The following is a 24,102-nucleotide window of genomic DNA, read 5'->3' on the forward strand; positions in this document are numbered from 1 at the left end:
GGCAGAGATGGCATCCAAGAACGCACCCGAGACCGCGTCCGCGAACCCGTTCGCCTACGCGCCCGCGCCCGAGTCCCGCTCGGTCGTCGACATCGCCCCGAGCTACGGCCTGTTCATCGACGGCGAGTTCGCCGAGGCGGCCGACGGCAGGGTCTTCAAGAGCATCAGCCCGTCCACCGAAGAGGTGCTGTCCGAGGTCGCCCAGGGCGGTGAGGACGACATCGACCGGGCCGTGAAGGCCGCCCGCAAGGCGTTCGAGAAGTGGTCGGTGCTGCCCGGCGCCGAGCGCGCGAAGTACCTGTTCCGGATCGCCCGGATCATCCAGGAGCGCTCGCGCGAGCTGGCCGTCCTGGAGACGCTCGACAACGGCAAGCCGATCAAGGAGACCCGCGACGCGGACCTCCCGCTCGTCGCGGCGCACTTCTTCTACTACGCGGGCTGGGCGGACAAGCTCGACCACGCGGGCTATGGGAACAACCCGCGCCCGCTCGGGGTCGCCGGCCAGGTCATCCCGTGGAACTTCCCGCTCCTCATGCTCGCCTGGAAGATCGCCCCGGCGCTCGCCACCGGCAACACGGTCGTCCTGAAGCCCGCCGAGACGACACCGCTCTCCGCGCTGTTCTTCGCGGACATCTGCCGCCAGGCGGGGCTGCCCAGGGGCGTCGTCAACATCGTCACGGGTGACGGTTCGACGGGCGCGGCGCTCGTCGGCCACCCGGGCATCGACAAGGTCGCCTTCACCGGCTCCACCGCCGTGGGCAAGGCCATCGCGCGGCAGATCGCGGGGACGGGGAAGCGGGCCACCCTGGAGCTGGGCGGCAAGGGCGCGAACATCGTCTTCGACGACGCGCCCGTCGACCAGGCCGTCGAGGGCATCGTCACCGGCATCTTCTTCAACCAGGGCCAGGTCTGCTGCGCGGGCTCCCGGCTGCTGGTGCAGGAGTCGGTCCACGACGAGGTGCTGGACGCGCTGAAGCGCAGGCTGACGACACTGCGGGTCGGGGACCCGCTGGACAAGAACACGGACCTGGGCGCGATCAACTCCGCCGAGCAGCTGGCCCGTATCAAGACGCTGGCCGACGCGGGCGAGGCGGAGGGCGCGGAGCGCTGGTCGCCCGCGTGCGAGCTGCCGTCGTCCGGCTACTGGTTCGCCCCGACGGTCTTCACCAACGTCACCCAGGCGCACACCATCGCGCGCGACGAGATCTTCGGCCCCGTGCTGTCCGTGCTGACGTTCCGCACACCGGACGAGGCCGTCGCGAAGGCCAACAACACGCAGTACGGCCTGTCGGCGGGCATCTGGACGGAGAAGGGCTCGCGGATCCTCGCGGTCGCGAACAAGCTCCGGGCGGGCGTCGTCTGGGCCAACACGTTCAACAAGTTCGACCCGACCTCGCCCTTCGGCGGCTACAAGGAATCGGGCTACGGCCGCGAAGGCGGCCGTCACGGCCTGGAGGCATACCTCGATGTCTGACCGTCTGAACGTCCTCAAGACCTACAAGCTGTACGTCGGGGGCAAGTTCCCCCGCAGCGAGAGCGGCCGGGTGTACGAAGTGACGACAGGTACATCAGCCGCTGCCGCGGCGGGCAAGGGCGGCTGGCTGGCCAACGCCCCCCTGTCCTCCCGCAAGGACGCCCGTGACGCGGTCGTCGCGGCCCGCAAGGCGTTCGGCGGCTGGTCGGGCGCGACCGCGTACAACCGGGGCCAGGTCCTCTACCGCGTCGCCGAGATGCTGGAGGGCCGCCGGAGCCAGTTCGTACGGGAGGTCGCGGACGCCGAGGGCCTGTCCAAGCCGAAGGCGGCGGCCGTGGTCGACGCGGCGATCGACCGCTGGGTCTGGTACGCGGGCTGGACGGACAAGATCGCCCAGATCGCGGGCGGCGCGAACCCCGTCGCGGGGCCGTTCTTCAACCTCTCCACCCCCGAGCCGGCCGGTGTCGTCACGGTGCTCGCGCCGCAGGACTCGTCCCTCCTGGGGCTGGTCTCGGTGATCGCCCCGGTGATCGCCACGGGCAATACGGCGGTCGTCGTCGCGAGCGAGCGGCACCCGCTGCCGGCGCTCTCCCTGGGCGAGGTGCTGGCCACCTCCGACCTGCCGGGCGGCGTCGTCAACATCCTGTCCGGCAGGACGGCCGAGATCGCGGCGCCCCTCGCCGCGCACCAGGACGTCAACGGGATCGACCTCACCGGCGCGGACGAGTCCCTCGCCAAGGAGCTGGAGATCGCGGCGGCCGACAACCTCAAGCGGGTACGGCGCCCGAAGCCCGAGGACTGGACGGCCGACCAGGGCACCCAGCGGCTGACGGCCTTCCTGGAGACCAAGACGGTCTGGCACCCGACGGGCAGCCTGGGAGCGTCGGGCTCGGCGTACTGACAGGCGGCCACCGGCAGTCGGCTACCGGCAGTCAGCCCCGCCGGCCCTCACAAGAGGGGCGGCGGGGCTTTCGCACTGCCCCGAATGCGGAAGTGCCGCACTCCGGGCCCCGCCCCGGGCCCGGCCCCGAAGTGCGGGCCCGGCCCGCGGCAGGTGTCCCGGGAGAGCATCACCGCACCGCCTGCCACGCTCACCCCGGCAGCAGCCCCACCACGTCCCCCACCAGCGGCAGGTCCTTCAGCGCGCCGCCGTCCGTCACCGGGCCGGTGACCGCCGCCGTGGAGATCGGCTTGAAGTCGGCGATCTGGGTGCCCAGGGCGTTGTCGAGCGGATCGCTGCCCGTACCCGCCAGGGGGTCCAGCTGGAGGCTCTTGACCGGGCCGAGGGCGCCGGCCGTGGAGTAGCCGAGGGCCGTGCCGACGGCCTGGCCGGCGATCGGGAGTTCCGCCGTGTCGAGGAGCGGCTTGTCCGTGCCCGACAGGGGCAGCGGCGCGGCCGGGGCAGCCGCCTGGGCCGCCGCCGTGCCGAGGCCCAGGGCCGCGCCCGCCGCGGTGATGGTCAGACCGGCGCGCAGCAGAGTGCGGCGCGGGGAGGTGGGAGCTGCGTGACGTGCCATGGGATTTCCTGCCTGGCCGGAGCGTTGGGCCGTGGAGTGCGTAATCGGAATGACACGCAGCGTAGTTGAAGCGGGAGTGCGGTACCACCAAACCCGCCAAACCGGATGAAGCCGGTCCGCGGATTCCGCCCAAAGGTTCCCCGGGGGTTCACTTGCCTCTCGCATGCCGCACACTGGTGTCCCGTGACCGCTCCCACCATTCCGACCCGTGTCGTCCTGCTCGCGGGCCCCTCCGGTTCCGGAAAGTCGTCCCTCGCCGCGCGTACCGGCCTGCCCGTACTACGCCTCGACGACTTCTACAAAGAGGGCGACGACCCGACGCTGCCGCTGGTGCCGGACAGTACGGACATCGACTGGGACTCCGCCGGGTCCTGGGACGCGGACGCCGCCGTCGCGGCGGTCGTGGAGCTGTGCCGTACGGGGAGCACGACCGTTCCGGTCTACTCCATCGCGACCAGTTCACGGGTGGACACCGAGGCGCTCGACATCGACCGCACCCCGCTGTTCCTCGCGGAGGGCATCTTCGCCGCCGACATCGTGGCGCGCTGCCAGGAGCTGGGGGTGCTGGCCGACGCGATCTGTCTGCGCGGCCGTCCCTCGACCACCTTCCGGCGGCGGCTGACGCGCGATCTGCGCGAGGGCCGCAAGTCGGTGCCGTTCCTGCTGCGGCGCGGGTGGCGGCTGATGCGGGCGGAGCGCGCGATCGTCGACCGGCAGACGGCACTCGGGGCGTATCCGTGCGACAAGGCCGAAGCCCTGGGCCGTATCACCGCCGCGGCGGCGGGCCCGTGCGTGCGGCAGCGCACGGAGCGGTCCCCGAGCGGCGCCGCCCGTACCGTACGCGGCTGACGGGACGCGCGGGACGCGGCGAGACACACGAAAAGCGGGACCCTACAAGCCCCCCGGCCTGTGCGGTCCCGCCTCTTTTTCCGTGTTCCCCCGTGTTCCCCCGTGTTCCCCTGTTCCCCCGTGCTCCCCTGTTCCCCCGTGCTCCTCGGTTCCCCGTTTCCCCTCGGGTCCCCGAGTTCCCCTCTCTCTGTTCTCCCCCGTACTCCCGACGCCTCCCCCAGAGATGTCGGGCCCCCTGTACCGCCCTTCAGGCGACCAACTCGCCGAAGGACTCCTCCTCGTCACGGCCGAAGCTGAGGACCTCGTCCTCGCGCAGCCGGCGGAGCGACCGCCAGATGCTCGACTTCACCGTGCCGACACTGATGTCGAGGATGTCCGCGATCTCCGGATCGGTGCGGCCCTCGTAGTAGCGCAGTACCAGCATCGTGCGCTGGAGTTCCGGAATGCGGGCGAGCGCCTGCCAGAGCACCGCGCGCAGTTCCGTGCCGCGCATCGCGTCGGTGTCGCCCGCCGTCTCCGGCAGCTCCTCCGTCGGATACTCGTTGAGCTTGCGCCTGCGCCAGGCGCTGATGTGCAGATTGGTCATCGTGCGGCGGAGGTAGCCCCCGACCGCCGCCTTGTCGCTGATCCTGTCCCACGCCCGGTAGGTGGAGAACAGGGCGCTCTGGAGCAGGTCCTCGGCCTCGAAACGGTCACCGGTCAGGTGGTAGGCCGTCGCGTACAGGGAGGCGCGGCGCTCCTGGACGTAGGCGGTGAACGCCGCTTCGGCGTCCCCCGTTTCCCCCGTGTCCGCCATGTCCGTCCGGAGCGTCCGCTCCCCCGAGACCTCCCCGTACGCGGCTCCCCCGCCGGCCACACGCGGTGACTGGGGAAGTGCGGTGGCGTCAACGACCGTCATGTACGGCGGCTTGTGCTGACGCCCGGTGCCGCGAACGCACCCCCGTCCGTTCACGGCACCGGACTTCTCGCCGCTCCTCGTGACGTCGTGCAGACGCGTGACCACTGCCGCGCTCGTGGTCGTGCCGTGCAGTGCGTTCATCCCGCGCCCCCCGTCGGTTGGAGTTGCTTCGTTCCTTGTGCCCATGAGCTTGCCGGGGCAGTTTCATGACCCTGTCCTTCGACTGTCACAGCCCTGTCACAGCGGACCGCGTTCCGTGGGGAAGAGGTGCGGGAATGGGTGGGAGCGCTCCAGCAGTCGAACTACGGTCCCCCATGAGACAGAATGCTCCTCGTGCCTTTCCTGTTGCTGATCGAGGACGACGACGCCATCCGCACGGCCCTCGAACTCTCGCTGTCACGCCAGGGCCACCGAGTGGCCACCGCGGCGACGGGAGAGGACGGCCTGAAACTCCTGCGGGAGCAGCGGCCCGATCTGATCGTGCTGGATGTGATGCTGCCCGGGATCGACGGCTTCGAGGTGTGCCGGCGGATCCGGCGGACCGACCAGCTGCCGATCATTCTGCTGACGGCGCGCAGCGACGACATCGACGTGGTGGTCGGTCTGGAGTCGGGCGCCGACGACTATGTGGTGAAGCCCGTGCAGGGCCGGGTGCTGGACGCCAGGATCCGCGCGGTGCTGCGGCGCGGCGAGCGGGAGTCCACCGATTCCGCGACGTTCGGCAGCGTGGTGATCGACCGGTCCGCGATGACGGTCACCAAGAACGGTGAGGACATGCAGCTCACCCCGACCGAGCTGCGGCTGCTGCTGGAGCTGAGCCGGCGTCCCGGCCAGGCGCTGTCGCGGCAGCAGTTGCTGCGGCTGGTGTGGGAGCACGACTATCTGGGCGACTCACGGCTGGTGGACGCGTGTGTGCAGCGGCTGCGCGCGAAGGTCGAGGACGTGCCGTCCTCGCCGACGCTGATCCGTACCGTCCGCGGAGTGGGTTACCGACTGGACGCGCCTTCGTGACGGATACGACCTCGGGGGACGGGCCGGAGCGGACCCGGTCGAGCAGGGACGAGGGTATGGGAGACGGCGGCGCGGACGCGGGAGCGGGCGGCGGGACCGGTGCCGCGAAGCGGGCGGTGCTCGCCGGGCTGCGCTGGTCGAGTCTGCGGCTGCGGCTGGTGGTCGTCTTCGGCGCCGTCGCGCTGACCGCGGCCGTCTCGGCTTCGGGGATCGCGTACTGGCTCAACCGTGAGGCCGTACTGACGCGTACGCAGGAAGCGACCCTCAAGGACTTCAAGCAGGAGATGCAGAACCGCGCCGCGGAGCTGCCGTTGCGGCCGAACCAGACCGATCTGCGGACCACCGCCGCTCAGATGACGGGCGACAACGCCGGCTACAGCGTGCTGCTGCTCGGGGAGCGGGACCGCGGAAAGCCGATCGTGGCCGCCTCCGATCCGGACACGTTCACCCTGGACGACGTACCGAAGTCGCTCCAGAACGCGGTGAACGACCGGCAGCGGGTCACCTCGGCCAACAAGTACCAGTACCACGTGTTCTGGCAGCGCACCGAGCGCGGCGACACCCCTTATCTGGTGGCCGGTACCCGGATCATAGGCGGCGGGCCGACGGGGTATCTGTTCAAGTCCCTCGATCAGGAGCGCGCGGATCTGAACTCGCTGGCCTGGTCGCTGGGGATCGCCACGGCCGTCGCGCTGATCGGCTCGGCCCTGCTCGCCCAGGCGGCCGCGACGACCGTGCTGCGGCCCGTGCAGCGGCTGGGCGAGGCGGCGCGGCAGCTCGGTGAGGGGCAGTTCGAGACCCGGCTGCGGGTGTCGGGGACGGACGAACTGGCCGATCTGTCACGGACGTTCAACAGCGCCGCCGAGTCGCTCCAGAAGAAGGTCGCGGACATGAGCGCGCGGGAGGAGTCCAGCCGCCGCTTCGTCGCCGACATGTCGCACGAGCTGCGTACCCCGCTGACCGCGCTGACGGCTGTCACCGAGGTGCTGGAGGACGAGGCGGACAGCCTGGATCCGATGATCGCGCCCGCGGTGACCCTGGTGGTGAGCGAGACCCGGCGGCTGAACGTCCTGGTGGAGAACCTGATGGAGGTCACCCGCTTCGACGCGGGGACGGCGCGGCTGGTGCTGGACGATGTGGACGTGGCCGACCAGCTGACGGCGTGCATCGACGCGCGGGCCTGGCTGGACGCGGTGGATCTGGACGCCGAGCGCGGCATCATGGCGCGGCTCGATCCGCGCCGGCTCGATGTGATCATGGCGAATCTGATCGGCAACGCGCTCAAGCACGGCGGATCGCCGGTGCGGGTGGCGGTGCGCACGGAGGGCGACACGCTGGTCGTGGAGGTACGGGACCACGGCCCCGGCATCCCCGAGGAGGTGCTGCCGCACGTCTTCGACCGTTTCTACAAGGCGAGCGCGTCGCGGCCCCGGTCCGAGGGCAGCGGGCTCGGCCTGTCGATCGCGATGGAGAACGCGCACATCCACGGCGGGGACATCACGGCGGCGAACGTGCCGGACGGCGGAGCGATGTTCGTGCTGCGGCTGCCGCGCGACGGTGGCGAGGACCCCGAGCGGGACCCGGACACGCGGAGGGACGGACCGACGGGCGGGGAGCCCGGCCGGCGCTCGGAGCGGCGAGAGGGAGGCGACGCGTCGTGACGCGCGCAGGCACGGGCAGACGCCGGCTCCGGGGTGCGGACGGGCCGGCCGCCGCGCGCCCGGCGGGGACCGGGGGCCCGGTGCGGCGCTCGGTGCGTCGCGTACGCCTCGGCCGCCTCGTACGCCTCACCGGTGTGCTGGCGTTCGCCGCGCTCGTCACGGCGTGCGGGATCAGGACCACCTCGATACCGGTGGACGCCGGGGCGGCGCCCTCGCGTATGCCGTGCGAGGTCTCCGGCGAGAACGTCGTCACGCAGGCCGAGTCCGGCGTCCCCGCGCGGGTCTATCTGGTGTGCTCCTCCGGTCTGGCATCGGTGGAGCGCGCGGCCCGGATCCCCACGGGCGGGTCGGACGACTCACGGAGGCAGCTCGCCCAGGCGCTGCTGGACGAGCTTCAGGCGCAGCCGTCGGCCGCCGAGCGGGAGGCGGGCTTCACCACCTCCGTACGGGGACCGCTGGTGGTCTCCGGGGCCCGTAAGGGTGACCCCGCCGGGACGCTGCGGATCAACCGCCAGCCGGAGGATCTGCCGACGGTGGCGCTCGCCCAGATCGTGTGCACGCTCGCGGAGAACGGGTCCTCGGACGGCAACGTGGTGCTGGGCGGTCCCGGTGCCTATCCGGCGCGCGGTTACGCGTGCGGCCAGGAGACGAAGACGCATCCGGACGCCGACGTGCCGACCACCGCTCCGGCCCCTGCCCCGACGGCGTCGTGACGCCCGTACAGCGGTGACGGTCGTCCTCCGGGCGGGTGCGCGGGGGCGGGCCGTTGCCGCCGTTCGGGTGACACCCGTCTCATGAACCCCTTCTTCCGCCACCGGCGGAACCGTTCCCGCCGGACGCCGCGTCTTTGGGATCGTGCGTCAAGGTCCTGACGGCAGTGCCGTCATCCGCTTCCGCAGGGCGGGATTCATCCTCCTCCTCATGCATCTGCTGCTGGTGGGGTGGCTGACGCTCCGTCCGCTGGACGTCATGTGGGTGAGCGCGGCCAATCTGACGCCGTTCGCGGGCATCAGAGCGAGCCTGGAGCTGGGCCCGCTGGAGGCCCTGCACCGGATCGGCGGCGGACTGGTGCTGCTGGCGCCGCTCGGGGTGCTGCTGCCGATGGTGGACGGCCGGCTCGCCGTCTCCTGCTGGGCCTCCCTGGCCCGCACGGTCACGGCCGGTGCGCTGGTCTCGCTCGGGATCGAGCTGTTGCAGACCGCGGTGCCCGGCCGGGTGGTCGACGTGGACTCGCTCCTGCTGAACACGGTCGGCGTGGCGCTGGCCCATCTGGCGGTGGTGCCGGCGGGCCGGGCCAGGCTCCGGCGCGGCACCCGGCCCCGTACGGCTCGGGGCGCGCGCCGTCTGAAGCGCGGCGCCGGGCGGAGCGGGCCCCGGGGGCGGGTGTCGCGGGAGGCCCTGTGCGAGGGGGCGCGCGAGAAGTCGCGGAGCGTGTCGCGCGCGGTGTCCCGGGAGGACGTCCCTCAGGGGGCGACCCCGACGATTCCCAGGGTCGGTATCGCCCCGTAGAGCGATGTTCTGTGCCCGTCCCCGCTCCACCATGGGAGATGTCGGGAGCACGCAAGAGAGGCTCCCGCGACGGTCTCGCGAAGGAGCCCACCATGCCCGGACTGGTCCGCCCCCGTGAGGGACGCATGCTCGGCGGGGTGTGCGCGGCGCTGGCACGGCGCTTCGGTACCTCGGCCAACACGATGCGCGTGATCTTCGTGGTCTCGTGTCTGCTGCCGGGGCCGCAGTTCCTGGTCTATCTGGCGCTGTGGCTGCTGCTGCCGGGTGAGAAGGCGGCCTCGACCGCCTGGTAGCCCCGGCGGTCCCGGTGCCCCGGCGGCCCTAGCAGCTCTGGCAGCCCTGCTGGCCCCGGTGACAGCGCTCGTGGATCGCCCCCTGGACGTGTGCGCGCCCGTAACGCCGTAGATGCCGGTACGGGCGCGCACACGCACGCGCGGTGGGGCGGCGGAGACCCCGAAGAGGGTTCCGCCGCCCCACCGCGCGTGTGCGGGGCGCCGGCTCGGTCAGCCGAGCGGCAGCCCGTTGAGGCCGTTGCCGCCCTTGGCCAGGCCGTTGATGGGCAGGCCGCCGAGCAGCCCCGAGACGGGGTCGGCCTTGGCGGCGCCGCCCTTCTGGGCGGCCTGGGTGGTCTTCTGCACGCCGTTGAGCACGGAGCGGCCCGTGGTGACGACCTCGGAGGTGGGCGCCGGGAGCTTCTCCGCGACCGTCTCCAGCGGCAGGGTCTGCGTGACGACACCGAGGGTGTCCAGGGCCGCACCGGTGTCGGGGAGGGCCGGCGCGGCGGAGGCGCTGCCCGCGGCGGTGGCGGCGAAGGCGGCGCCGAGGGCGGCGGCACCGATGGTCTTGACGGCGGACTGCTTCATCTGGGGTTTCGTCCTTGGGGAAGGCGGAATATGGGCAGCTCCGCAAGTTAGCCAGACGGACGCGCTGCCCGCAATCACCCGGAAGTGGCCGGGACACGCGTGTCCCGGGCCGTTCCCCGATTTATACGATGGACGTATTCAGCTGGTAGATCCGCTGGTCACAGCCGACTGCCTGAACAGCCATTCGGATTTCAGCTCGGCGTATCCGGGCTTGATGACATCATTGATCATGGCCAGTCTTTCATCGAAAGGAATGAAAGCTGATTTCATCGCATTGACTGTGAACCACTGCATGTCATCGAGCGTGTAATCGAATGCGTCGACCAACAGCTCGAATTCCCGGCTCATGCTCGTACCGGACATAAGCCTGTTATCGGTATTTACAGTGGCGCGGAAGTGGAGCGTGCGGAGCAGCCCGATGGGGTGCTCGGCGTACGAGGCGGCGGCTCCGGTCTGGAGGTTGGAGCTGGGGCACAGCTCCAGCGGAACGCGCTTGTCCCGTACGTACGCGGCGAGCCGGCCCAGCTTCACCGAGCCGTCCTCGGCGACCTCGATGTCGTCGATGATCCGCACCCCGTGACCCAGCCGGTCGGCGCCGCACCACTGGAGCGCCTGCCAGATCGACGGCAGCCCGAACGCCTCGCCGGCGTGGATGGTGAAGTGGTTGTTCTCCCGCTTCAGGTACTCGAACGCGTCGAGGTGGCGGGTGGGCGGGAAGCCCGCCTCGGCGCCCGCGATGTCGAAGCCGACGACGCCCGTGTCGCGGTAGCGGTTGGCGAGTTCGGCGATCTCCAGCGCGCGGGCCGCGTGGCGCATGGCGGTGAGCAGCGCGCCGACCCTGATCCGGTGGCCGCTCTCGCGGGCGCGCCGCTCGCCCTCGCGGAAGCCCTCGTTGACGGCCTCGACGACCTCTTCGAGGGTGAGGCCCGCCTCCAGGTGCTGCTCGGGGGCGTAGCGCACCTCCGCGTAGACCACCCCGTCCTCGGCGAGGTCCTCGGCGCACTCGGCGGCGACCCGGACGAGCGCGTCGCGGGTCTGCATGACGGCGCAGGTGTGGGCGAAGGTCTCCAGATAACGCTCCAGCGAGCCGGAGTCGGCCGCCTCGCGGAACCAGAGACCGAGCTTGTCGGACTCCTGCTCGGGCAGGGCCCCGTAGCAGGCCTCGCGGGCGAGATCGATGATCGTGCCGGGGCGCAGTCCGCCGTCCAGATGGTCGTGGAGAAGGACCTTGGGGGCGCGGCGGATCTGGTCGGCGGTGGGCGGACGGTACGTCTGGCTCGTCATCCAAGCACTCTAACGCCTCTCCGCCTACGCGCGTAGAGTACGTCTGGGCGATACGTAACAGTGACCGCGCGGACGGGTGGCGTACACCTGTCCTTCTGAGACTGTTCTGCCATGGGACAGCAGGCGGTTCCCGGGCCGGGGGGTCATACGGCAGGCCGGGACGGGGAAGCACACGCGCGTCACGAGGAGCCGGGGGCGAGGCTCGGGCGGGCCGTACTGCCGCTCGCGGAGGGGGCCGCGGTGGCGGGTGTGGTGCTGGTGCTGCCCACCGGTGAACCCGTCTCCACCAGGGGTCCTTCGCGCCTCGCCGCGCTGCGGATGCTGCCGCTCGCCCGCTCACTGGCGCGGGCCGGGGCGGCGGAGGGGCTGCTGGTGCACCCGGTGCGCTACGGCACGCGCGGCTGGAACGGCGCGGACGCCTCGCTCGCGGCGGACGCCGAGTGGGCGGCGCGGGAGGTCGTACGGCGGTACGGGGACGTGCCGGTGTGCCTGGCGGGCCACGGCATGGGCGGCCGGGCCGCGCTGCGCGCCGCGGGGCACCAGGCCGTCAACTCCGTACTGGCGATGGCGCCCTGGCTGCCGGAGTCGGAACGGGAGCGGGGCGGGGACCGCGAGCCGGAGGCGGCCGGGGAGCCGGGCGGCGCGGGGAGCGCGAGCGGCTCCGGCGGTACCGGCGGCGGTACGAGTCAAGAGCCCGAACCCGTACGGCAGCTGGTGGGGCGTCAGGTCCTCATCGTGCACGGCACCGACGACGCCCGCACCGACCCCGAACTCTCCTACCGGCTGGCCGAGCGCGCCAAGAAGGCGAACCGCGACACCTGCCGCTTCGAGGTCCACTCCGACGGCCACGCGCTGCGCCAGCACCACGCCGAAGTCCTCGCGCTGGCCTCGGACTTCGTGCTGGGCGCGCTGCTGTCGCGCGCCTACTCCCGGCCGGTCGCCGACGCGCTGGCTGCGCCGCCGCCGCTGGGGCTGCGGATGCCGCTGGCCGCGGGGTTCGGGCGGTCGCTACGGCACTGAGCCCTCGGCGGGTGCGCCCCGTCCCCGATCCCCGGCAGCCCCGGTTTCCCGGTCAGTCCGGCAGGAGTTGGCCCTTGCGGGAGAGCAGGAAGCGCTTGAAGGCCGCCACCGGCGGGGTGTCCGGGTGGCCGTCGAGCCAGGCGACGCCGATCTCGCGCACCGCGCGCGGCGCCGTGACCGTCAGCTCGACCACCCCGGGGCGGGCCACGGCCGGCGGCGGCAGCAGCGCGACGCCCAGCCCCGCGGCGACCAGGCCGCGCAGCGTCTCGGCCTCCTCGCCCTCGAAGGCGACGCGCGGCCGGAACCCCGCCTCGGCGCAGAGGTCGTCGGTGATCCGGCGCAGCCCGTACCCCGGTTCGAGGGTGACGAACGTTTCGTCGGCGGCCTCAGCGAGGCGCACCCGGCGGCGGCCGGCGAGCCGGTGGTCGTCGGGGACGACGAGCCGCAGCCGCTGCTCGTCCAGTCTGCGGGCGACCAGGTCGGGGGCGTCCGGCACGGGCGAGGTGAGACAGAGGTCGAGTTCGCCCGCGCGCAGCCGCTCGATCATCGCCTCGCCGTAGTTCTGCACGAGCTGGAACCGCACCCGGGGATGGTCGGCGCGGAACGCCCTGATCAGTCCGGGTACGGTCTCCGAGCCCATGGTGTGCAGAAACCCGAAGGCGACCTTGCCGGACGCCGGGTCGGCGTCGGCCCGTACGGACTCGGCGGCGCGCTCGACCTCGGCGAGGGCCCGTTCCACCGAGCCGAGGAACGTCCGGCCCGCGGGGGTCAGCGAGACCGTACGGCCCTTGCGGGCGAACAGGGCGACGCCCAGGTCCTGTTCGAGCCGGACCATGGCCCGGGAGAGCGTGGACTGCGGGACGCCGGTGTCCCGGGCGGCGCGGGTCACGTGCTCGTGGCGGGCCACCCCGGCGAAGTACGCGAGCCGGGGCGCGAGGAGGGCGGGCCAGGACTCGGCGTCGAGCGCGGCGGCGGGGGCCGCCTGGTCCCCGCGCCCGGTGTGATCCATGTCGTGTTCGTTGCTGTTCCATGACAGACGCCGCTGTGAGCTTTGCTCATGCACCATGGGAACGATTATCGCCATTCCGTGCATTGGACGCATGAAGAGCGGCTGTTTACCTTCGAACCATGCCTTCAGTCAGTACCGAGGCGCCCGCCACCCCGGGTGCCTCCGCCGCGCCGTCCGCTCCCACCGCCACCGCTCCCACCGGCTCCGCACCCGAGCAGCTGGTCCCCGGTGGCCCCGGCTACCGCCGGATGAGCTTCGCCCTGTTCGCCGCCGGGGTCGCGACCTTCGCGCTGCTGTACTCCACCCAGGCCCTGCTGCCCGCGATCTCCGCCGGCTTCGGCGTGACGGCGGGCCGGGCCAGCTGGACGGTGTCGGCGGCGACCGGCGCGCTGGCGCTGTTCGTCCTGCCGCTGAGCGCGCTGTCCGAGCGGTTCGGCCGGCGCACGATGATGACGGTCTCGCTGGCGGTGGCGGTGGCGGTCGGGCTGCTGGTGCCGTTCGCGCCGAACATCGAGGTGCTGGTGGCGCTGCGCGCGCTCCAGGGCGCTGCGCTGGCCGGGCTGCCCGCGTCGGCGATGGCGTATCTCGCGGAGGAGGTCCGGCCGAAGGCGCTGGTCGCCGCGATCGGGCTGTTCGTCGCGGGCAACAGCGTCGGCGGGATGAGCGGCCGGGTCCTCGCCGGCTGGGTCGCCCAGGCGTGGGGCTGGCGCGCGGCGCTGGGCGCGGTCGGGCTGCTGGCGGTGGCGTGCGCGGTGGTCTTCCGCCTCATGCTCCCCAAGGCCCGTAACTTCACCCCTCGTTCGCTGAGCCCGCGCGCGCTGGCGGGGACGGTCGGCGGGCATCTGGCCGATCCGCTGCTGCGCCGGCTGTACGCGATCGGCGGGCTGTTCATGGTGGTGTTCGGCGCGGTCTACACCGTGATCGGCTACCGGCTGGTGGCGGCGCCCTTCCACCTGCCGCAGGGGATCATCGGCTCGGTCTTCCTGATCTATCTGGTCGGTACGGTCTCCTCCGCCGCGGCCGGCCGGCTGGTCGAGCGGCTGGGGCGGCGCGGCGCGCTGTATCTGGCCGTGAGCACGACGGCCGCCGGGCTGCTGCTGTCGCTCTCCGGCACGCTGGCGGCGGTGCTGCTCGGCCTGGTGCTGATCACGGCGGGCTTCTTCGCGGGCCACTCGGTCGCCTCGTCGTCGGTGAGCCGTACGGCCAAGTCGGGCCGCGCGCAGGCGTCGGCGCTCTACCAGTCCGCGTACTACCTGGGCAGCAGCGCGGGCGGCACGCTCGGCGCGGTCGCCTTCCACGCGGCGGGCTGGGGCGGGACGGTGCTGCTGGGGCTGGCGGCTGTCCTCGGGGTCGTCTCGATCACGCTGTACGGGTCGCGCTGCGCCCGGACGGCGCGCAAGGGGGCCGCGGCGGCGGCCGTTTGAGCCGTTCCCGGCCCGTCCCAGGCCCCGTCCCAAGCCCCGCCCCCGTACCTCCCTCGCACGGAAGAGCCAGGTCCCGGTCCCGGGCCGAAATAAACCACCGCGCCCGTGCAACTGTGCGGTGGTCCCGGCCGTCTACCCCCGCACAACGACCCGTACATCTACGGAGGGGGACGGGGCGGATGGGACACATATCCCGCGGAGGGACCGTGGCCGCCGGCATCGTGGCGCTGGTGGTGCCCTTGGCCGTGACGGTCGTGGGCGCCGCGCCCGCGCAGGCGGCCTCCTGTACGGCGAGCAAGGGCCCGTACCAGAAGCAGGTCGAGAAGTTCCTCGGCCGGCCGGTGGACGGGAAGCAGTCCACGGCCGACTGCAAGGCCACCAGGGCCTTCCAGTCGAAGCACGGCATCACCCCGGCCATCGGCTACGCGGGTCCGGTCACCTGGGGCGTGATGGACCTGATGAACAAGCAGAAGGCGGCGGGCAAGAACCCCAACAAGGCGGGCAAGTGCCCGACGAACAAGGGGCGGATCGCCTGCGTCGACCTCACGCGGCAGCTGAGCTGGATCCAGGACGGCAAGAAGCTGGCGTACGGGCCGGTGCCCGTGCGGACCGGGCGCAAGGGGTACGCGACCAGGACCGGGCTGACGAAGATCTACTGGCGGCACAAGGACCATGTGTCGACGATCTACGACGTGCCCATGCCGTACAGCCAGTTCTTCGACGGCGGCCAGGCGTTCCACTCGGCGAATCTGAGCATGTGGAACCCGCCGGGCTCGCACGGCTGCGTGAACATGACCAAGACCGTCGCCGCGAAGTACTGGGCGATGCTGAAGAACGGCGACGACGTCTACGTCTACGGACGCAAGCCCGGAACCTGAGCCGAACCCGCCGATCGTCTGCGCCGGGCGCCGGCTTCCGAGAGACTGGACCCGTACTGGTTTCACGGGGGCTACTGGGGTGACGCGATGAGTGAAGTGGCATCGGCGCGGGATTCGGCGGCGGGAACGGCACCGGGCTCGGAACAGGGCTCGGGACCGGCGCCCGATCTGGATTCCCGGCTGGAGAAGCACCGTACGGAGCTGACCGGTTACTGCTACCGGATGCTGGGTTCCCCGTTCGAGGCCGAGGACGCCGTCCAGGACACGATGGTGCGGGCCTGGAAGAGCTTCGACAAGTTCGAGGGCCGCTCCTCGCTGCGCTCGTGGCTCTACCGCATCGCGACCAACGTCTGCCTGGACATGCTCAACGCGGGCAACCGCAGGGCCCGTCCGATGGATCTGACGGGGCCGACGCCCGTCGCGCAGGCGCAGCTCACCGCGCTTCCGGAGAACACCTGGCTGGAGCCGGTGCCTGACGGCCGGGTGCTGCCGTCGGTGACGGACCCGGCGGAGGCGGCCGTCTCGCGCGAGACGATCCGGCTGGCGTTCGTCGCGGCGCTCCAGCATCTGCCGCCGAAGCAGCGGGCGGTGCTGATCCTGCGCGAGGTGCTGTCCTGGAAGGCGAGCGAGGTCGCCGAGCTGCTGGAGACGACGGTCGCCTCCGTCAACAGCGCCCTCCAGCGGGCCCGCGCGACGATCGCCGAGTCCGAGCCGGCCGGGACGGTGACGGCCGACCCGCTCGACGAGGAGCACCAGCGGCTGCTGGAGCGCTATGTCGCGGCCTTCGAGGGGTACGACATGAAGGCGCTGACGGCGCTGCTCCACGACGACGCGAAGTTCACGATGCCGCCGTTCGATCTGTGGCTCCAGGGCCACGACGACATCACCGGCTTCATGCTCACCATCGGCGCCGGCTGCCGGGGCTCGCGGCTCGTGCCGACGGTCGCCAACGGGACGCCGGCCTTCGCGCACTACAAGCCGTCGGAGTCGGGCGACGGGTTCGCGCCGTGGGCGCTCCAGATCATCGAGATCGAGAACGGCAGGATCTCGGCGATGAACTGCTTCCTGGACACGGACCGCTGGTTCCCGCTGTTCGATCTGCCGGCGACGCTGGAGAACGCGTAGGGCGGGTGGCCCCGGCCCTGGCCCTCACTTCCGGGCCAGGGCTTCCAGCCCCACCAGGTCGAGCAGCAGCCGCAGTTCCGGCCCTGCCCCGCGCAGCCCGAGCCGGCAGCCGCGCCTGCGGGCCGTGAGCTGGAGCCGGGCCAGGACCTCGACGGCCGCCAGGGTGGGCCGGACGAGACCGCCGACGTCACAGACCACCTCGGCGGCGGTCTCCGGCAGCCCGGCGCGCAACTCCTCGTCGAGGCGGGGCACATCGGCCGGGGTGATGTGCCCGGCGACCACGAGAACGATCGGTTTCGTGTCATCCACGTGGAGGAGACCGGTCGAGCCGCCGGAACTCATCGCACCCGCGCGGGCACGGCCCGTACGCTGCGGAGCATGACCCACGAACCTGTCGAACTGGTGATCTTCGACTGCGACGGTGTGCTGGTGGACAGCGAGCGGCTGTGTCTCCGGGTGGACACGCAGGTCTTCGCGGAGCTGGGCTGTCACTTCACCGAAGAGGAAATGATCGAGACCTTCGTCGGATCCTCGGCCGAGATCTACGACAGGGCCCTGGAGGAGCGGCTCGGGCGGCCGCTGGAGCCGGGCTGGAACAAGCCGTACGACCATCTCTACCAGCGGGCGTTCGAGACCGAGCTGACCGCCATCGACGGCGCCGCCGACGCGCTGGAAGCCCTGGACCTGCCGTTCTGCATCGCCTCGAACTGCGGCCACCACTCGCTCCGGCGGAATCTGCGGACCACCGGTCTCCTGCACCACTTCGCCGACGGCCACATCTTCAGCGCCGAGGACGTCGACCGGGGCAAGCCCGCACCCGACGTCTTCCTGCACGCCGCCCGCACGATGGGCGTGGCCCCGGCGCGCTGCGTGGTCGTGGAGGACAGCCCGTACGGCGTGACGGCGGCCCGCGCGGCGGGCATGCGCGTCTTCGGCTACGCGGGCGGCCTGACCGCCGCGCACCGGCTGGCCGGGCCGGGCACGGTGGTCTTCGAGGACATGCGCGAGCTGCCGGGGCTGCTGGCGGGGCGGGCGGTCAGCTGACGGGGAACTCGGCGGTGTCGATGGCCAGGTCGAAGGGGGCGGGGAGGGTGAGCTTGCCCCCGTACTCGACCGTCTCAAGCATGCGGTACGTACCGGCCTCGGGCTCGCCGTAGAGCGTGGCGGTCGGGGAATCCGACACCCACGGGTCCAGCAGCAGATAGAGCGGGACGCCTGCCTGGGCGTAGCCGCGCGCCTTGGCGATGCGGTCGTGGTTGGCGTTGCCGCGTGAGGTGATCTCGACGACCAGCTTCGCCCGACTCGCGGGGAACAGCTCCCCGGGCGCGGGCCGGTCCACCTCCGCAGCCACCATCAGGTCGGGGATGTAGAGGCCCTTACGACCAGGTACCGCCGCTTCTTGCGTGTGGAAGATGTGCCACTCCTCCGGGATTACCGCCAGCAGGCGGCGGTGAACCATGGAAGCGGTGGAATTGTGGTCCCAGGACGGCGACGGTGACACGGTGATGATCCCCTCGATGATCTCCACCTTGCGGCCCTCGCGTGCGTCCATCCCCTTCCAGGTATGGACAAGGTCGTCCCAGCCCTGCTCGGGCTCGTGTCCGACAGTGAGTGCGCTCATGGCGGTCTCCTTCGTTGTGTCACCGATCCCAGCATGCCGAACGGGACCGGTGGCCGTCCACCGATCCCGTTCACCCGAATGGGTATCCGAGCAGGTCAGCCCCGCGTCAGGCGATACGTTCCCGCACCACCGGCGTGGCCTCGTACGCCGTACCCGCCGCGCCGATGTCGTACGTGCCCGCCAGGGCCTCCGTCGCGTAGGCGAACTTCTCCGGGGTGTCCGTGTGCAGGGTCAGGAGGGGCTGGCCCGCCGTGACCGTGTCGCCGGGCTTCGCGTGGATCTCGACGCCGGCGCCCGCCTGGACCGGGTCCTCCTTGCGGGCGCGGCCCGCGCCGAGGCGCCAGGCGGCCACGCCTACTCCGTACGCGTCGAGGCGGGTGAGGACGCCGGAGGCGGGGGCCGTGATGATCTGCCGCTCGCGGGCGACCGGAAGGGCCGCGTCCGGGTCGCCGCCCTGGGCCGCGATCATGCGGCGCCAGACGTCCATCGCGGAGCCGTCCGCCAGCGCCTTCGCCGGGTCGGCGTCGCGCAGGCCCGCCGCGTCGAGCATCTCGCGGGCGAGGGCGAGGGTCAGCTCGACGACGTCGGCCGGGCCGCCGCCCGCGAGGACCTCGACCGACTCGCGGACCTCAAGGGCGTTGCCGGCCGTCAGGCCGAGCGGGGTGGCCATGTCGGTGAGCAGCGCGACCGTCCTCACACCGTGGTCGGTGCCCAGGCCGACCATCGTGGAGGCCAGTTCGCGGGCGTCCTCGATGGTCTTCATGAAGGCGCCGGAGCCGACCTTGACGTCCAGGACCAGCGAGCCCGTGCCCTCGGCGATCTTCTTCGACATGATCGAGGAGGCGATCAGCGGGATGGCCTCGACCGTGCCGGTGACATCGCGCAGCGCGTACAGCTTCTTGTCCGCCGGGGCCAGCCCGTCGCCCGCCGCGCAGATGACCGCGCCGGTGGTGTCCAGGACGTGTCGCATCTCCTCGTTGGAGAGCAGCGCCCGCCAGCCGGGGATGGACTCCAGCTTGTCGAGCGTCCCGCCGGTGTGGCCGAGCCCCCGGCCGCTGAGCTGCGGTACGGCCGCGCCGCACGCGGCGACCAGCGGGGCGAGCGGCAGGGTGATCTTGTCGCCGACTCCGCCGGTGGAGTGCTTGTCGGCCGTGGGGCGCGACAGCCCGGAGAAGTCCATGCGCTCGCCGGAGGCGATCATGGCGGCGGTCCAGCGGGCGATCTCCGTGCGGTTCATGCCGTTGAGGAGGATCGCCATCGCGAGCGCCGACATCTGCTCGGCGGCGACCTCGCCGCGCGTGTAGGCGTCGATCACCCAGTCGATCTGCTCCGGGCTCAGCTCGCCCCGGTCGCGCTTGGTGCGGATGACGGAGATGACGTCCATGGCGTTCCTTTCCAACAACGAACGTACGTGTGCGGGGTAATACAGCGGTCCCGGTGGAGCCGGATCGCGGCGCCACCGGGACCTGGTCGGGTGAGGGCCCGCCTCGGCGGGTGGGCCCCGGTCTCAGTTGAGGTGCCCGGGCCCGAAGGCCTGCGGCAGCATCTCGTTCAGCGTTCGGAGCCCGTCCGGGGTCTCCAGGATCAGTTCGGGGCCGCCGAACTCGTACAGCAGCTGCCGGCAGCGCCCGCACGGCACCAGCACCTCGCCCGCGCCGTCGACGCAGGTGAAGTGGGTGAGCCGGCCGCCACCGCTCAGTTGCAGGGCGGAGACCAGGCCGCATTCGGCGCACAGCCCGATCCCGTACGACGCGTTCTCGACGTTGCAGCCGGTGACGGTACGGCCGTCGTCCACCAGCGCGGCGACGCCGACCGGGTACTTCGAGTACGGGGCGTACGCGCGGGCCATGGCGTGCCGCGCGGCCGTGCGCAGGGCCGCCCAGTCGATGTCGGGCGCGGGCGCCGGTGGTGTGGGCGCGGGTCCGGTCATTTGCCTTGCCCCTTCCGGTACGGCATGCCGTCCGCCTTCGGCATGCGCAGCCGTTGCGCGGAGAGCGCGAGGACCAGGAGCGTCGTGACGTAGGGGGCCGCGTCCACGAACTGGCTGGGCACCTGGTCGGTCAAGGCGTACCAGACGAAGAGCAGTGCCGACACCGCACCGGAGATCAGCGCGGCCGTGTACTTCTTCTTGTAGAGCTGCCAGGCCACGACCAGGACGAGCAGGATCGCGAGCAGGAGCAGCATCGCGTGGACGTTCTCCGCGCCGCCGCGCAGCTTGAGGCTGTCGGTGAAGCCGAAGAGTCCGGCGCCGAGGGCCATGCCGCCCGGCATCCAGTTGCCGAAGATCATGGCGGCGAGGCCGATGTAGCCGCGTCCGCCGGTCTGGCCCTCCTGGTAGATGCCGGTGGCGACGATCGCGAGGAACGCGCCGGCGAGTCCGGCCAGGCCGCCGGAGACGGTGACGGCGATGTACTTGTACTTGTACACGTTGACGCCGAGGGACTCGGCGGCGACCGGGTTCTCGCCGCAGGAGCGCAGCCGCAGCCCGAACGCCGTGCGCCACAGGATCCACCAGGTGGCGGGGATGAGCAGCAGCGCGACGACGGTCAGCAGCGACAGGTTGGTCACCAGGCCGCCGACGACTCCGGCGATGTCGGAGATCAGGAACCAGTGCCGTTGCTGGAGGTCCTGCATCCAGTCGGCGAGTCCCGGGACGGTGATGTCGGTGATCGGGTCGATGCGCGGCGACTGCTTGGAGGAGCCGCCGTCCACGCCGTCGAAGGCGAAGTTGGACAGGTAGCGGGTGACGCCGACGGCGAGGATGTTGATGGCCACACCGGAGACGATGTGGTTCACGCCGAAGGTGACGGTGATGACGGCGTGCAGCAGTCCGCCGAGGCAGCCGCCGAGTATTCCGAAGAGGACTCCGGCCCAGGGGCCCCATTGGAAGCCGGCCCAGGCGCCGAACCAGGTGCCGAGGATCATCATGCCTTCGAGGCCGATGTTGACGACGCCCGCGCGCTCGGCCCACAGGCCGCCGAGTCCGGCGAGGCCGATCGGTACGGCCAGTTCCAGCGCGCCGGCGACCTGGCCGACCGAGGTGATGTCCTCGGCGCCGCTGATCAGCCGGACGAGCGACACGAGGGCCAGGGCCCCGGCGACGATCAGCAGGATGACGGGCAGGGAGAGTGTGCGGCGGCCGCCGCCCTTCTTGGGGGCGGCGCTCGTGGCAGAGACGGTGCTCGTGCTCGTACTCACAGCGCGGCCTCCTCCTTCTCGGTCTTGAGGGCGCCTCCGGCGGCGAGTTCCTCGCCGACCTTCTGCTGCTGGCGGCGGAGCCCGTAACGGCGGACGAGTTCGTAGCTGACGACGACCGAGATCACGATCAGGCCCTGCATGATCGTGGCGATCTCCTTCTCGTACCCGTGCTGGTCGAGGGAGGCGGACGCCTTGTCCAGGAAGGCGATCAGCAGGGCGCTGAACGCGATGCCGAGCGGGTTGTTCCGGCCGAGCAGGGCGATGGTGATGCCGGTGAAGCCGATACCGGTCGGGAAGTCGAGGCTGTACGTGTGGGAGTCGCCGAGGAGTGTCGGCATCCCGGCGAGACCGGCGACGGCGCCGGAGATCAGCATCGAGGTGAGGATCATCTTCTTGGCGTCGACGCCGGACGCCTGCGCGGCGCTCTCGCTGGCGCCGGTGGCGCGCAGGTCGAAGCCGAAGCGGGTGCGGCCGAGGACGAACCAGTAGATGAGGCCGCAGGCGGCGGCGACGAAGGTGAAGCCGTAGATCTCACCGGCCTCCGGGCCCAGGGACAGTCCGGGGAACCAGCCGGACTCCGGGATCTCGCCGGTGGTCAGGTTGTTGGAGCCGGCCGGCTGGACGCCGAAGTTCTTGGGCAGGATGAGCCAGGCGACCAGGCTGGTGGCGATCGAGTTGAGCATGATCGTGGAGACGACCTCGCTCACCCCCCGGCTGGTCTTGAGGATCCCGGCGATGCCCGACCAGAGGGCGCCGACCAGCATCGCGACGATCACGATCAGCGCGATCTGGAGCGGCCCCGGCAGGTCGACGCTGGCGCCGACGAGCGCGGCCATCATCGCGGCGAGCCGGTACTGGCCGTCGACACCGATGTTGAAGAGGTTCATCCGGAAGCCGACGGCGACCGCGAGGGCGGCCAGGTAGTACGTGCCGGCCTGGTTGATGATCAGCACCTGTACGTCGACGTACGAGGCGGAGTCGAACATGATCTGGTACGGCTCGATCGGGTTCCGGCCCGAGACGAGCAGCACCACCGTGGTGAGGGCTATGGCGACCACCAGCGCGAGCACCGGGCCCGCGAGGGCCAGGATCAGCCGGTCCTTGTCGAATTTCTTCATCGGGCGTCGTCCTCCGGGGATGCCTCTGCGGCGTCCGCGGCGTCTGCCGCCGGGGCCGCGTCCAGATGACCGGTGGCGGCGCCGGTCATCGCCGAGCCCAGTTCCTCCGGAGTGATGGTGGCGGGGTCCGCGTCGGCGACGAGCCGGCCGCGGTAGATGACCCGCAGGGTGTCGGAGAGCCCGATCAGCTCGTCCAGGTCGGCGGAGATCAGCAGGACGGCGAGTCCTTCGCGGCGGGCCTCGCGGATCTGGTCCCAGATCTGGGCCTGGGCGCCGACGTCCACGCCGCGGGTCGGGTGCGCGGCGATGAGCAGCTTGGGGCTGTGGCTCATCTCGCGGCCGACGATCAGCTTCTGCTGGTTGCCGCCGGACAGGGAGGCCGCGGTGACCTCGATGCCGGGCGTACGGACGTCGTATTCGCGCACGATCCGTACGGTGTCGGCGCGGGCGGCGCGCGGGTCGAGCAGTCCGCCGCGGCTGTTGGGCTTCTCGGTGACGTGGCCGAGGATGCGGTTCTCCCAGAGGGGCGCCTCCAGCAGCAGGCCGTGCCGGTGCCGGTCCTCGGGGATGTAGCCGATGCCGTCCTCGCGGCGCTTGCGGGTGGGCGCGTGCGAGATGTCGGCGCTGTCGAGGGTGATCACCCCGCCGTCGGGGTCGCGCATCCCCATCAGCGCCTCGATCAGCTCGGTCTGGCCGTTGCCCTCGACGCCGGCGATGCCCAGGACCTCGCCCTGGTGGATGGTGAACGTGATGCCGTCCAGCACCTCGCGCACGACGCCGTCGGGGTCGGTGGCGGTGAGCCGCAGCCCCTCGACGGTGAGCATGGGGAGGTCGGTGACGGTCGACTCGCGGGTCTCGGGCGAGGGGAGTTCGCTGCCCACCATCAGCTCGGCGAGCTGCTTGGGGGTGGTGTGCGCGGGGTCGGCGGTGCCCACGGTCGTGCCCCGGCGGATGACGGTGATGTCGTCGGCGACCGAGAGGACCTCGCCCAGCTTGTGCGAGATGAAGATGACGGTGAGGCCCTCGGCCTTGAGTTCGCGGAGGTTGTCGAAGAGCGCCTCGACCTCCTGCGGGACCAGGACGGCGGTGGGCTCGTCGAGGATCAGGATGCGGGCGCCCCGGTAGAGGACCTTGAGGATCTCCACGCGCTGGCGGTCGGCGACTCCGAGGTCCTCGACGAGGGCGTCGGGGCGGACGCCGAGGCCGTACGCGTCGGAGATCTCCTTGATCTTCCTGCGGGCCTTCGCGCCGATGCCGTACAACTGCTCGCCGCCGAGGACGACGTTCTCCAGGACGGTGAAGTTGTCGGCGAGCATGAAGTGCTGGTGCACCATGCCGATGCCGCGGCCGATCGCGTCGGCGGGGCTGGCGAAGTGGGCGTCGGCGCCGTCGATGGCGATGGTTCCCTCGTCCGGCTTCTGCATGCCGTAGAGGATCTTCATCAGGGTCGACTTGCCCGCGCCGTTCTCACCGACGAGGGCGTGGACCGTGCCCTTGTGGATGGTGATGTCGATGTCGTGGTTGGCGACGACTCCGGGGAAGCGCTTGGTGATGCCGCGCAGTTCCACCGCGGGGGGTGCGGGAGGGCTGCTGGTCGGACTGCTGGACGCGTTGATGACGCACTCTCCTTGGCGGGAAAGGAG

At 71.5% G+C, this 24,102-nt stretch carries 25 protein-coding genes; 13 read left to right on the plus strand and 12 right to left on the minus strand.

Annotated elements, in window-relative coordinates:
* Positions 1-7 precede the first annotated feature (7 nt).
* Complete coding sequence (locus OG627_RS11850; RefSeq protein ID WP_329064193.1) at positions 8-1,474, plus strand: aldehyde dehydrogenase family protein; 1,467 nt, start codon at positions 8-10, stop codon at positions 1,472-1,474.
* Positions 1,467-2,375 carry an aldehyde dehydrogenase family protein gene (locus tag OG627_RS11855; RefSeq protein WP_329064195.1) on the plus strand — a complete coding sequence of 303 codons (909 nt, stop codon included), beginning with the start codon at positions 1,467-1,469 and terminating at the stop codon, positions 2,373-2,375. The genes OG627_RS11850 and OG627_RS11855 overlap by 8 nt, the downstream gene beginning before the upstream one ends.
* A 190-nt stretch (positions 2,376-2,565) precedes the next feature.
* Here OG627_RS11855 and OG627_RS11860 read toward each other — a convergent pair whose 3' ends face one another.
* Positions 2,566-2,991, minus strand: a complete 426-nt coding sequence (locus OG627_RS11860; RefSeq protein WP_329064197.1) for a hypothetical protein — start codon at positions 2,989-2,991, stop codon at positions 2,566-2,568.
* Positions 2,992-3,174: 183 nt separating this feature from the next.
* Between OG627_RS11860 and OG627_RS11865 the strand changes: the two genes are divergently transcribed.
* Complete coding sequence (locus OG627_RS11865) at positions 3,175-3,840, plus strand: uridine kinase (RefSeq protein WP_329064199.1); 666 nt, start codon at positions 3,175-3,177, stop codon at positions 3,838-3,840.
* Positions 3,841-4,087: 247 nt separating this feature from the next.
* Here the strand turns inward: OG627_RS11865 and OG627_RS11870 are convergent, their stop codons facing one another.
* Positions 4,088-4,879: a SigE family RNA polymerase sigma factor gene (locus OG627_RS11870; RefSeq protein ID WP_329064201.1), complete on the minus strand. Its 792-nt coding sequence runs from the start codon at positions 4,877-4,879 to the stop codon at positions 4,088-4,090.
* Between the two features lie 192 nt (positions 4,880-5,071).
* On the opposite strand from OG627_RS11870, the gene afsQ1 reads away from it, so the two are divergent.
* From afsQ1 to OG627_RS11895, 5 genes are all read left to right on the plus strand, one after another.
* The gene (afsQ1, locus tag OG627_RS11875; protein ID WP_329064204.1) at positions 5,072-5,749 is read left to right on the plus strand and encodes a two-component system response regulator AfsQ1; all 678 of its coding nucleotides are present in this window, start codon (positions 5,072-5,074) and stop codon (positions 5,747-5,749) included.
* A gap of 56 nt (positions 5,750-5,805) precedes the next feature.
* Complete coding sequence (locus OG627_RS11880) at positions 5,806-7,410, plus strand: HAMP domain-containing sensor histidine kinase (protein ID WP_329072591.1); 1,605 nt, start codon at positions 5,806-5,808, stop codon at positions 7,408-7,410.
* Complete coding sequence (locus tag OG627_RS11885) at positions 7,407-8,123, plus strand: hypothetical protein (RefSeq protein WP_329064206.1); 717 nt, start codon at positions 7,407-7,409, stop codon at positions 8,121-8,123. Before OG627_RS11880 ends, OG627_RS11885 begins: the two co-directional genes overlap by 4 nt.
* A gap of 142 nt (positions 8,124-8,265) precedes the next feature.
* Complete coding sequence (locus OG627_RS11890) at positions 8,266-8,919, plus strand: VanZ family protein (RefSeq protein WP_443073459.1); 654 nt, start codon at positions 8,266-8,268, stop codon at positions 8,917-8,919.
* Between the two features lie 92 nt (positions 8,920-9,011).
* Positions 9,012-9,212: a PspC domain-containing protein gene (locus tag OG627_RS11895; protein ID WP_329064208.1), complete on the plus strand. Its 201-nt coding sequence runs from the start codon at positions 9,012-9,014 to the stop codon at positions 9,210-9,212.
* A gap of 210 nt (positions 9,213-9,422) precedes the next feature.
* Here the strand turns inward: OG627_RS11895 and OG627_RS11900 are convergent, their stop codons facing one another.
* Together OG627_RS11900 and OG627_RS11905 are read right to left on the minus strand one after the other, a co-directional pair.
* Positions 9,423-9,782 carry an ATP-binding protein gene (locus tag OG627_RS11900; protein WP_329064210.1) on the minus strand — a complete coding sequence of 120 codons (360 nt, stop codon included), beginning with the start codon at positions 9,780-9,782 and terminating at the stop codon, positions 9,423-9,425.
* 138 nt (positions 9,783-9,920) lie between these two features.
* Entirely contained in the window at positions 9,921-11,066 is a 1,146-nt protein-coding gene (locus OG627_RS11905) for an adenosine deaminase (RefSeq protein WP_329064212.1), read from the minus strand.
* Between the two features lie 111 nt (positions 11,067-11,177).
* On the opposite strand from OG627_RS11905, the gene OG627_RS11910 reads away from it, so the two are divergent.
* Entirely contained in the window at positions 11,178-12,086 is a 909-nt protein-coding gene (locus OG627_RS11910; protein WP_329064214.1) for an alpha/beta hydrolase family protein, read from the plus strand.
* Between the two features lie 52 nt (positions 12,087-12,138).
* Here OG627_RS11910 and OG627_RS11915 read toward each other — a convergent pair whose 3' ends face one another.
* Positions 12,139-13,152 (minus strand): LysR family transcriptional regulator, encoded by a 1,014-nt coding sequence (locus OG627_RS11915; protein ID WP_329064215.1) that lies wholly within the window; start codon positions 13,150-13,152, stop codon positions 12,139-12,141.
* A 62-nt stretch (positions 13,153-13,214) separates the two neighbouring features.
* Here OG627_RS11915 and OG627_RS11920 point away from each other — a divergent pair, with 62 nt between their 5' ends.
* The 3 genes from OG627_RS11920 to OG627_RS11930 all read left to right on the plus strand — a co-directional run bounded on the left by OG627_RS11920 (position 13,215) and on the right by OG627_RS11930 (position 16,522).
* Entirely contained in the window at positions 13,215-14,519 is a 1,305-nt protein-coding gene (locus OG627_RS11920; RefSeq protein WP_329064217.1) for an MFS transporter, read from the plus strand.
* Positions 14,520-14,698: 179 nt separating this feature from the next.
* Positions 14,699-15,397, plus strand: coding sequence for a L,D-transpeptidase family protein (locus tag OG627_RS11925; protein WP_329064219.1), 699 nt, complete (start codon positions 14,699-14,701; stop codon positions 15,395-15,397).
* 87 nt (positions 15,398-15,484) lie between these two features.
* On the plus strand, positions 15,485-16,522 hold the full coding sequence (locus OG627_RS11930) for a sigma-70 family RNA polymerase sigma factor (protein WP_329064221.1): 1,038 nt from the start codon (positions 15,485-15,487) through the stop codon (positions 16,520-16,522).
* Positions 16,523-16,546: 24 nt separating this feature from the next.
* Here OG627_RS11930 and OG627_RS11935 read toward each other — a convergent pair whose 3' ends face one another.
* On the minus strand, positions 16,547-16,831 hold the full coding sequence (locus OG627_RS11935; protein WP_329064223.1) for an STAS domain-containing protein: 285 nt from the start codon (positions 16,829-16,831) through the stop codon (positions 16,547-16,549).
* A 69-nt stretch (positions 16,832-16,900) separates the two neighbouring features.
* Here OG627_RS11935 and OG627_RS11940 point away from each other — a divergent pair, with 69 nt between their 5' ends.
* Entirely contained in the window at positions 16,901-17,566 is a 666-nt protein-coding gene (locus OG627_RS11940) for an HAD family hydrolase (protein WP_329064225.1), read from the plus strand.
* Here the strand turns inward: OG627_RS11940 and OG627_RS11945 are convergent.
* The 6 genes from OG627_RS11945 to OG627_RS11970 all read right to left on the minus strand — a co-directional run bounded on the left by OG627_RS11945 (position 17,559) and on the right by OG627_RS11970 (position 24,075).
* Positions 17,559-18,143 (minus strand): Uma2 family endonuclease, encoded by a 585-nt coding sequence (locus tag OG627_RS11945; RefSeq protein WP_329064227.1) that lies wholly within the window; start codon positions 18,141-18,143, stop codon positions 17,559-17,561. The genes OG627_RS11940 and OG627_RS11945 overlap by 8 nt on opposite strands.
* A 106-nt stretch (positions 18,144-18,249) precedes the next feature.
* Complete coding sequence (locus tag OG627_RS11950; RefSeq protein WP_329064229.1) at positions 18,250-19,527, minus strand: thymidine phosphorylase; 1,278 nt, start codon at positions 19,525-19,527, stop codon at positions 18,250-18,252.
* A gap of 123 nt (positions 19,528-19,650) precedes the next feature.
* Positions 19,651-20,073: a cytidine deaminase gene (locus tag OG627_RS11955; protein ID WP_329064231.1), complete on the minus strand. Its 423-nt coding sequence runs from the start codon at positions 20,071-20,073 to the stop codon at positions 19,651-19,653.
* Positions 20,070-21,341 (minus strand): ABC transporter permease, encoded by a 1,272-nt coding sequence (locus OG627_RS11960; RefSeq protein ID WP_329064233.1) that lies wholly within the window; start codon positions 21,339-21,341, stop codon positions 20,070-20,072. Before OG627_RS11960 ends, OG627_RS11955 begins: the two co-directional genes overlap by 4 nt.
* Positions 21,338-22,459, minus strand: coding sequence for an ABC transporter permease (locus OG627_RS11965; RefSeq protein ID WP_329064235.1), 1,122 nt, complete (start codon positions 22,457-22,459; stop codon positions 21,338-21,340). The genes OG627_RS11960 and OG627_RS11965 overlap by 4 nt, the downstream gene beginning before the upstream one ends.
* Positions 22,456-24,075, minus strand: a complete 1,620-nt coding sequence (locus OG627_RS11970; RefSeq protein ID WP_329072595.1) for an ABC transporter ATP-binding protein — start codon at positions 24,073-24,075, stop codon at positions 22,456-22,458. Before OG627_RS11970 ends, OG627_RS11965 begins: the two co-directional genes overlap by 4 nt.
* Positions 24,076-24,102 lie beyond the last annotated feature (27 nt).

It is taken from the genome of Streptomyces sp. NBC_01429 (assembly GCF_036231945.1).
Taxonomy (GTDB): Bacteria; Actinomycetota; Actinomycetes; order Streptomycetales; family Streptomycetaceae; genus Streptomyces.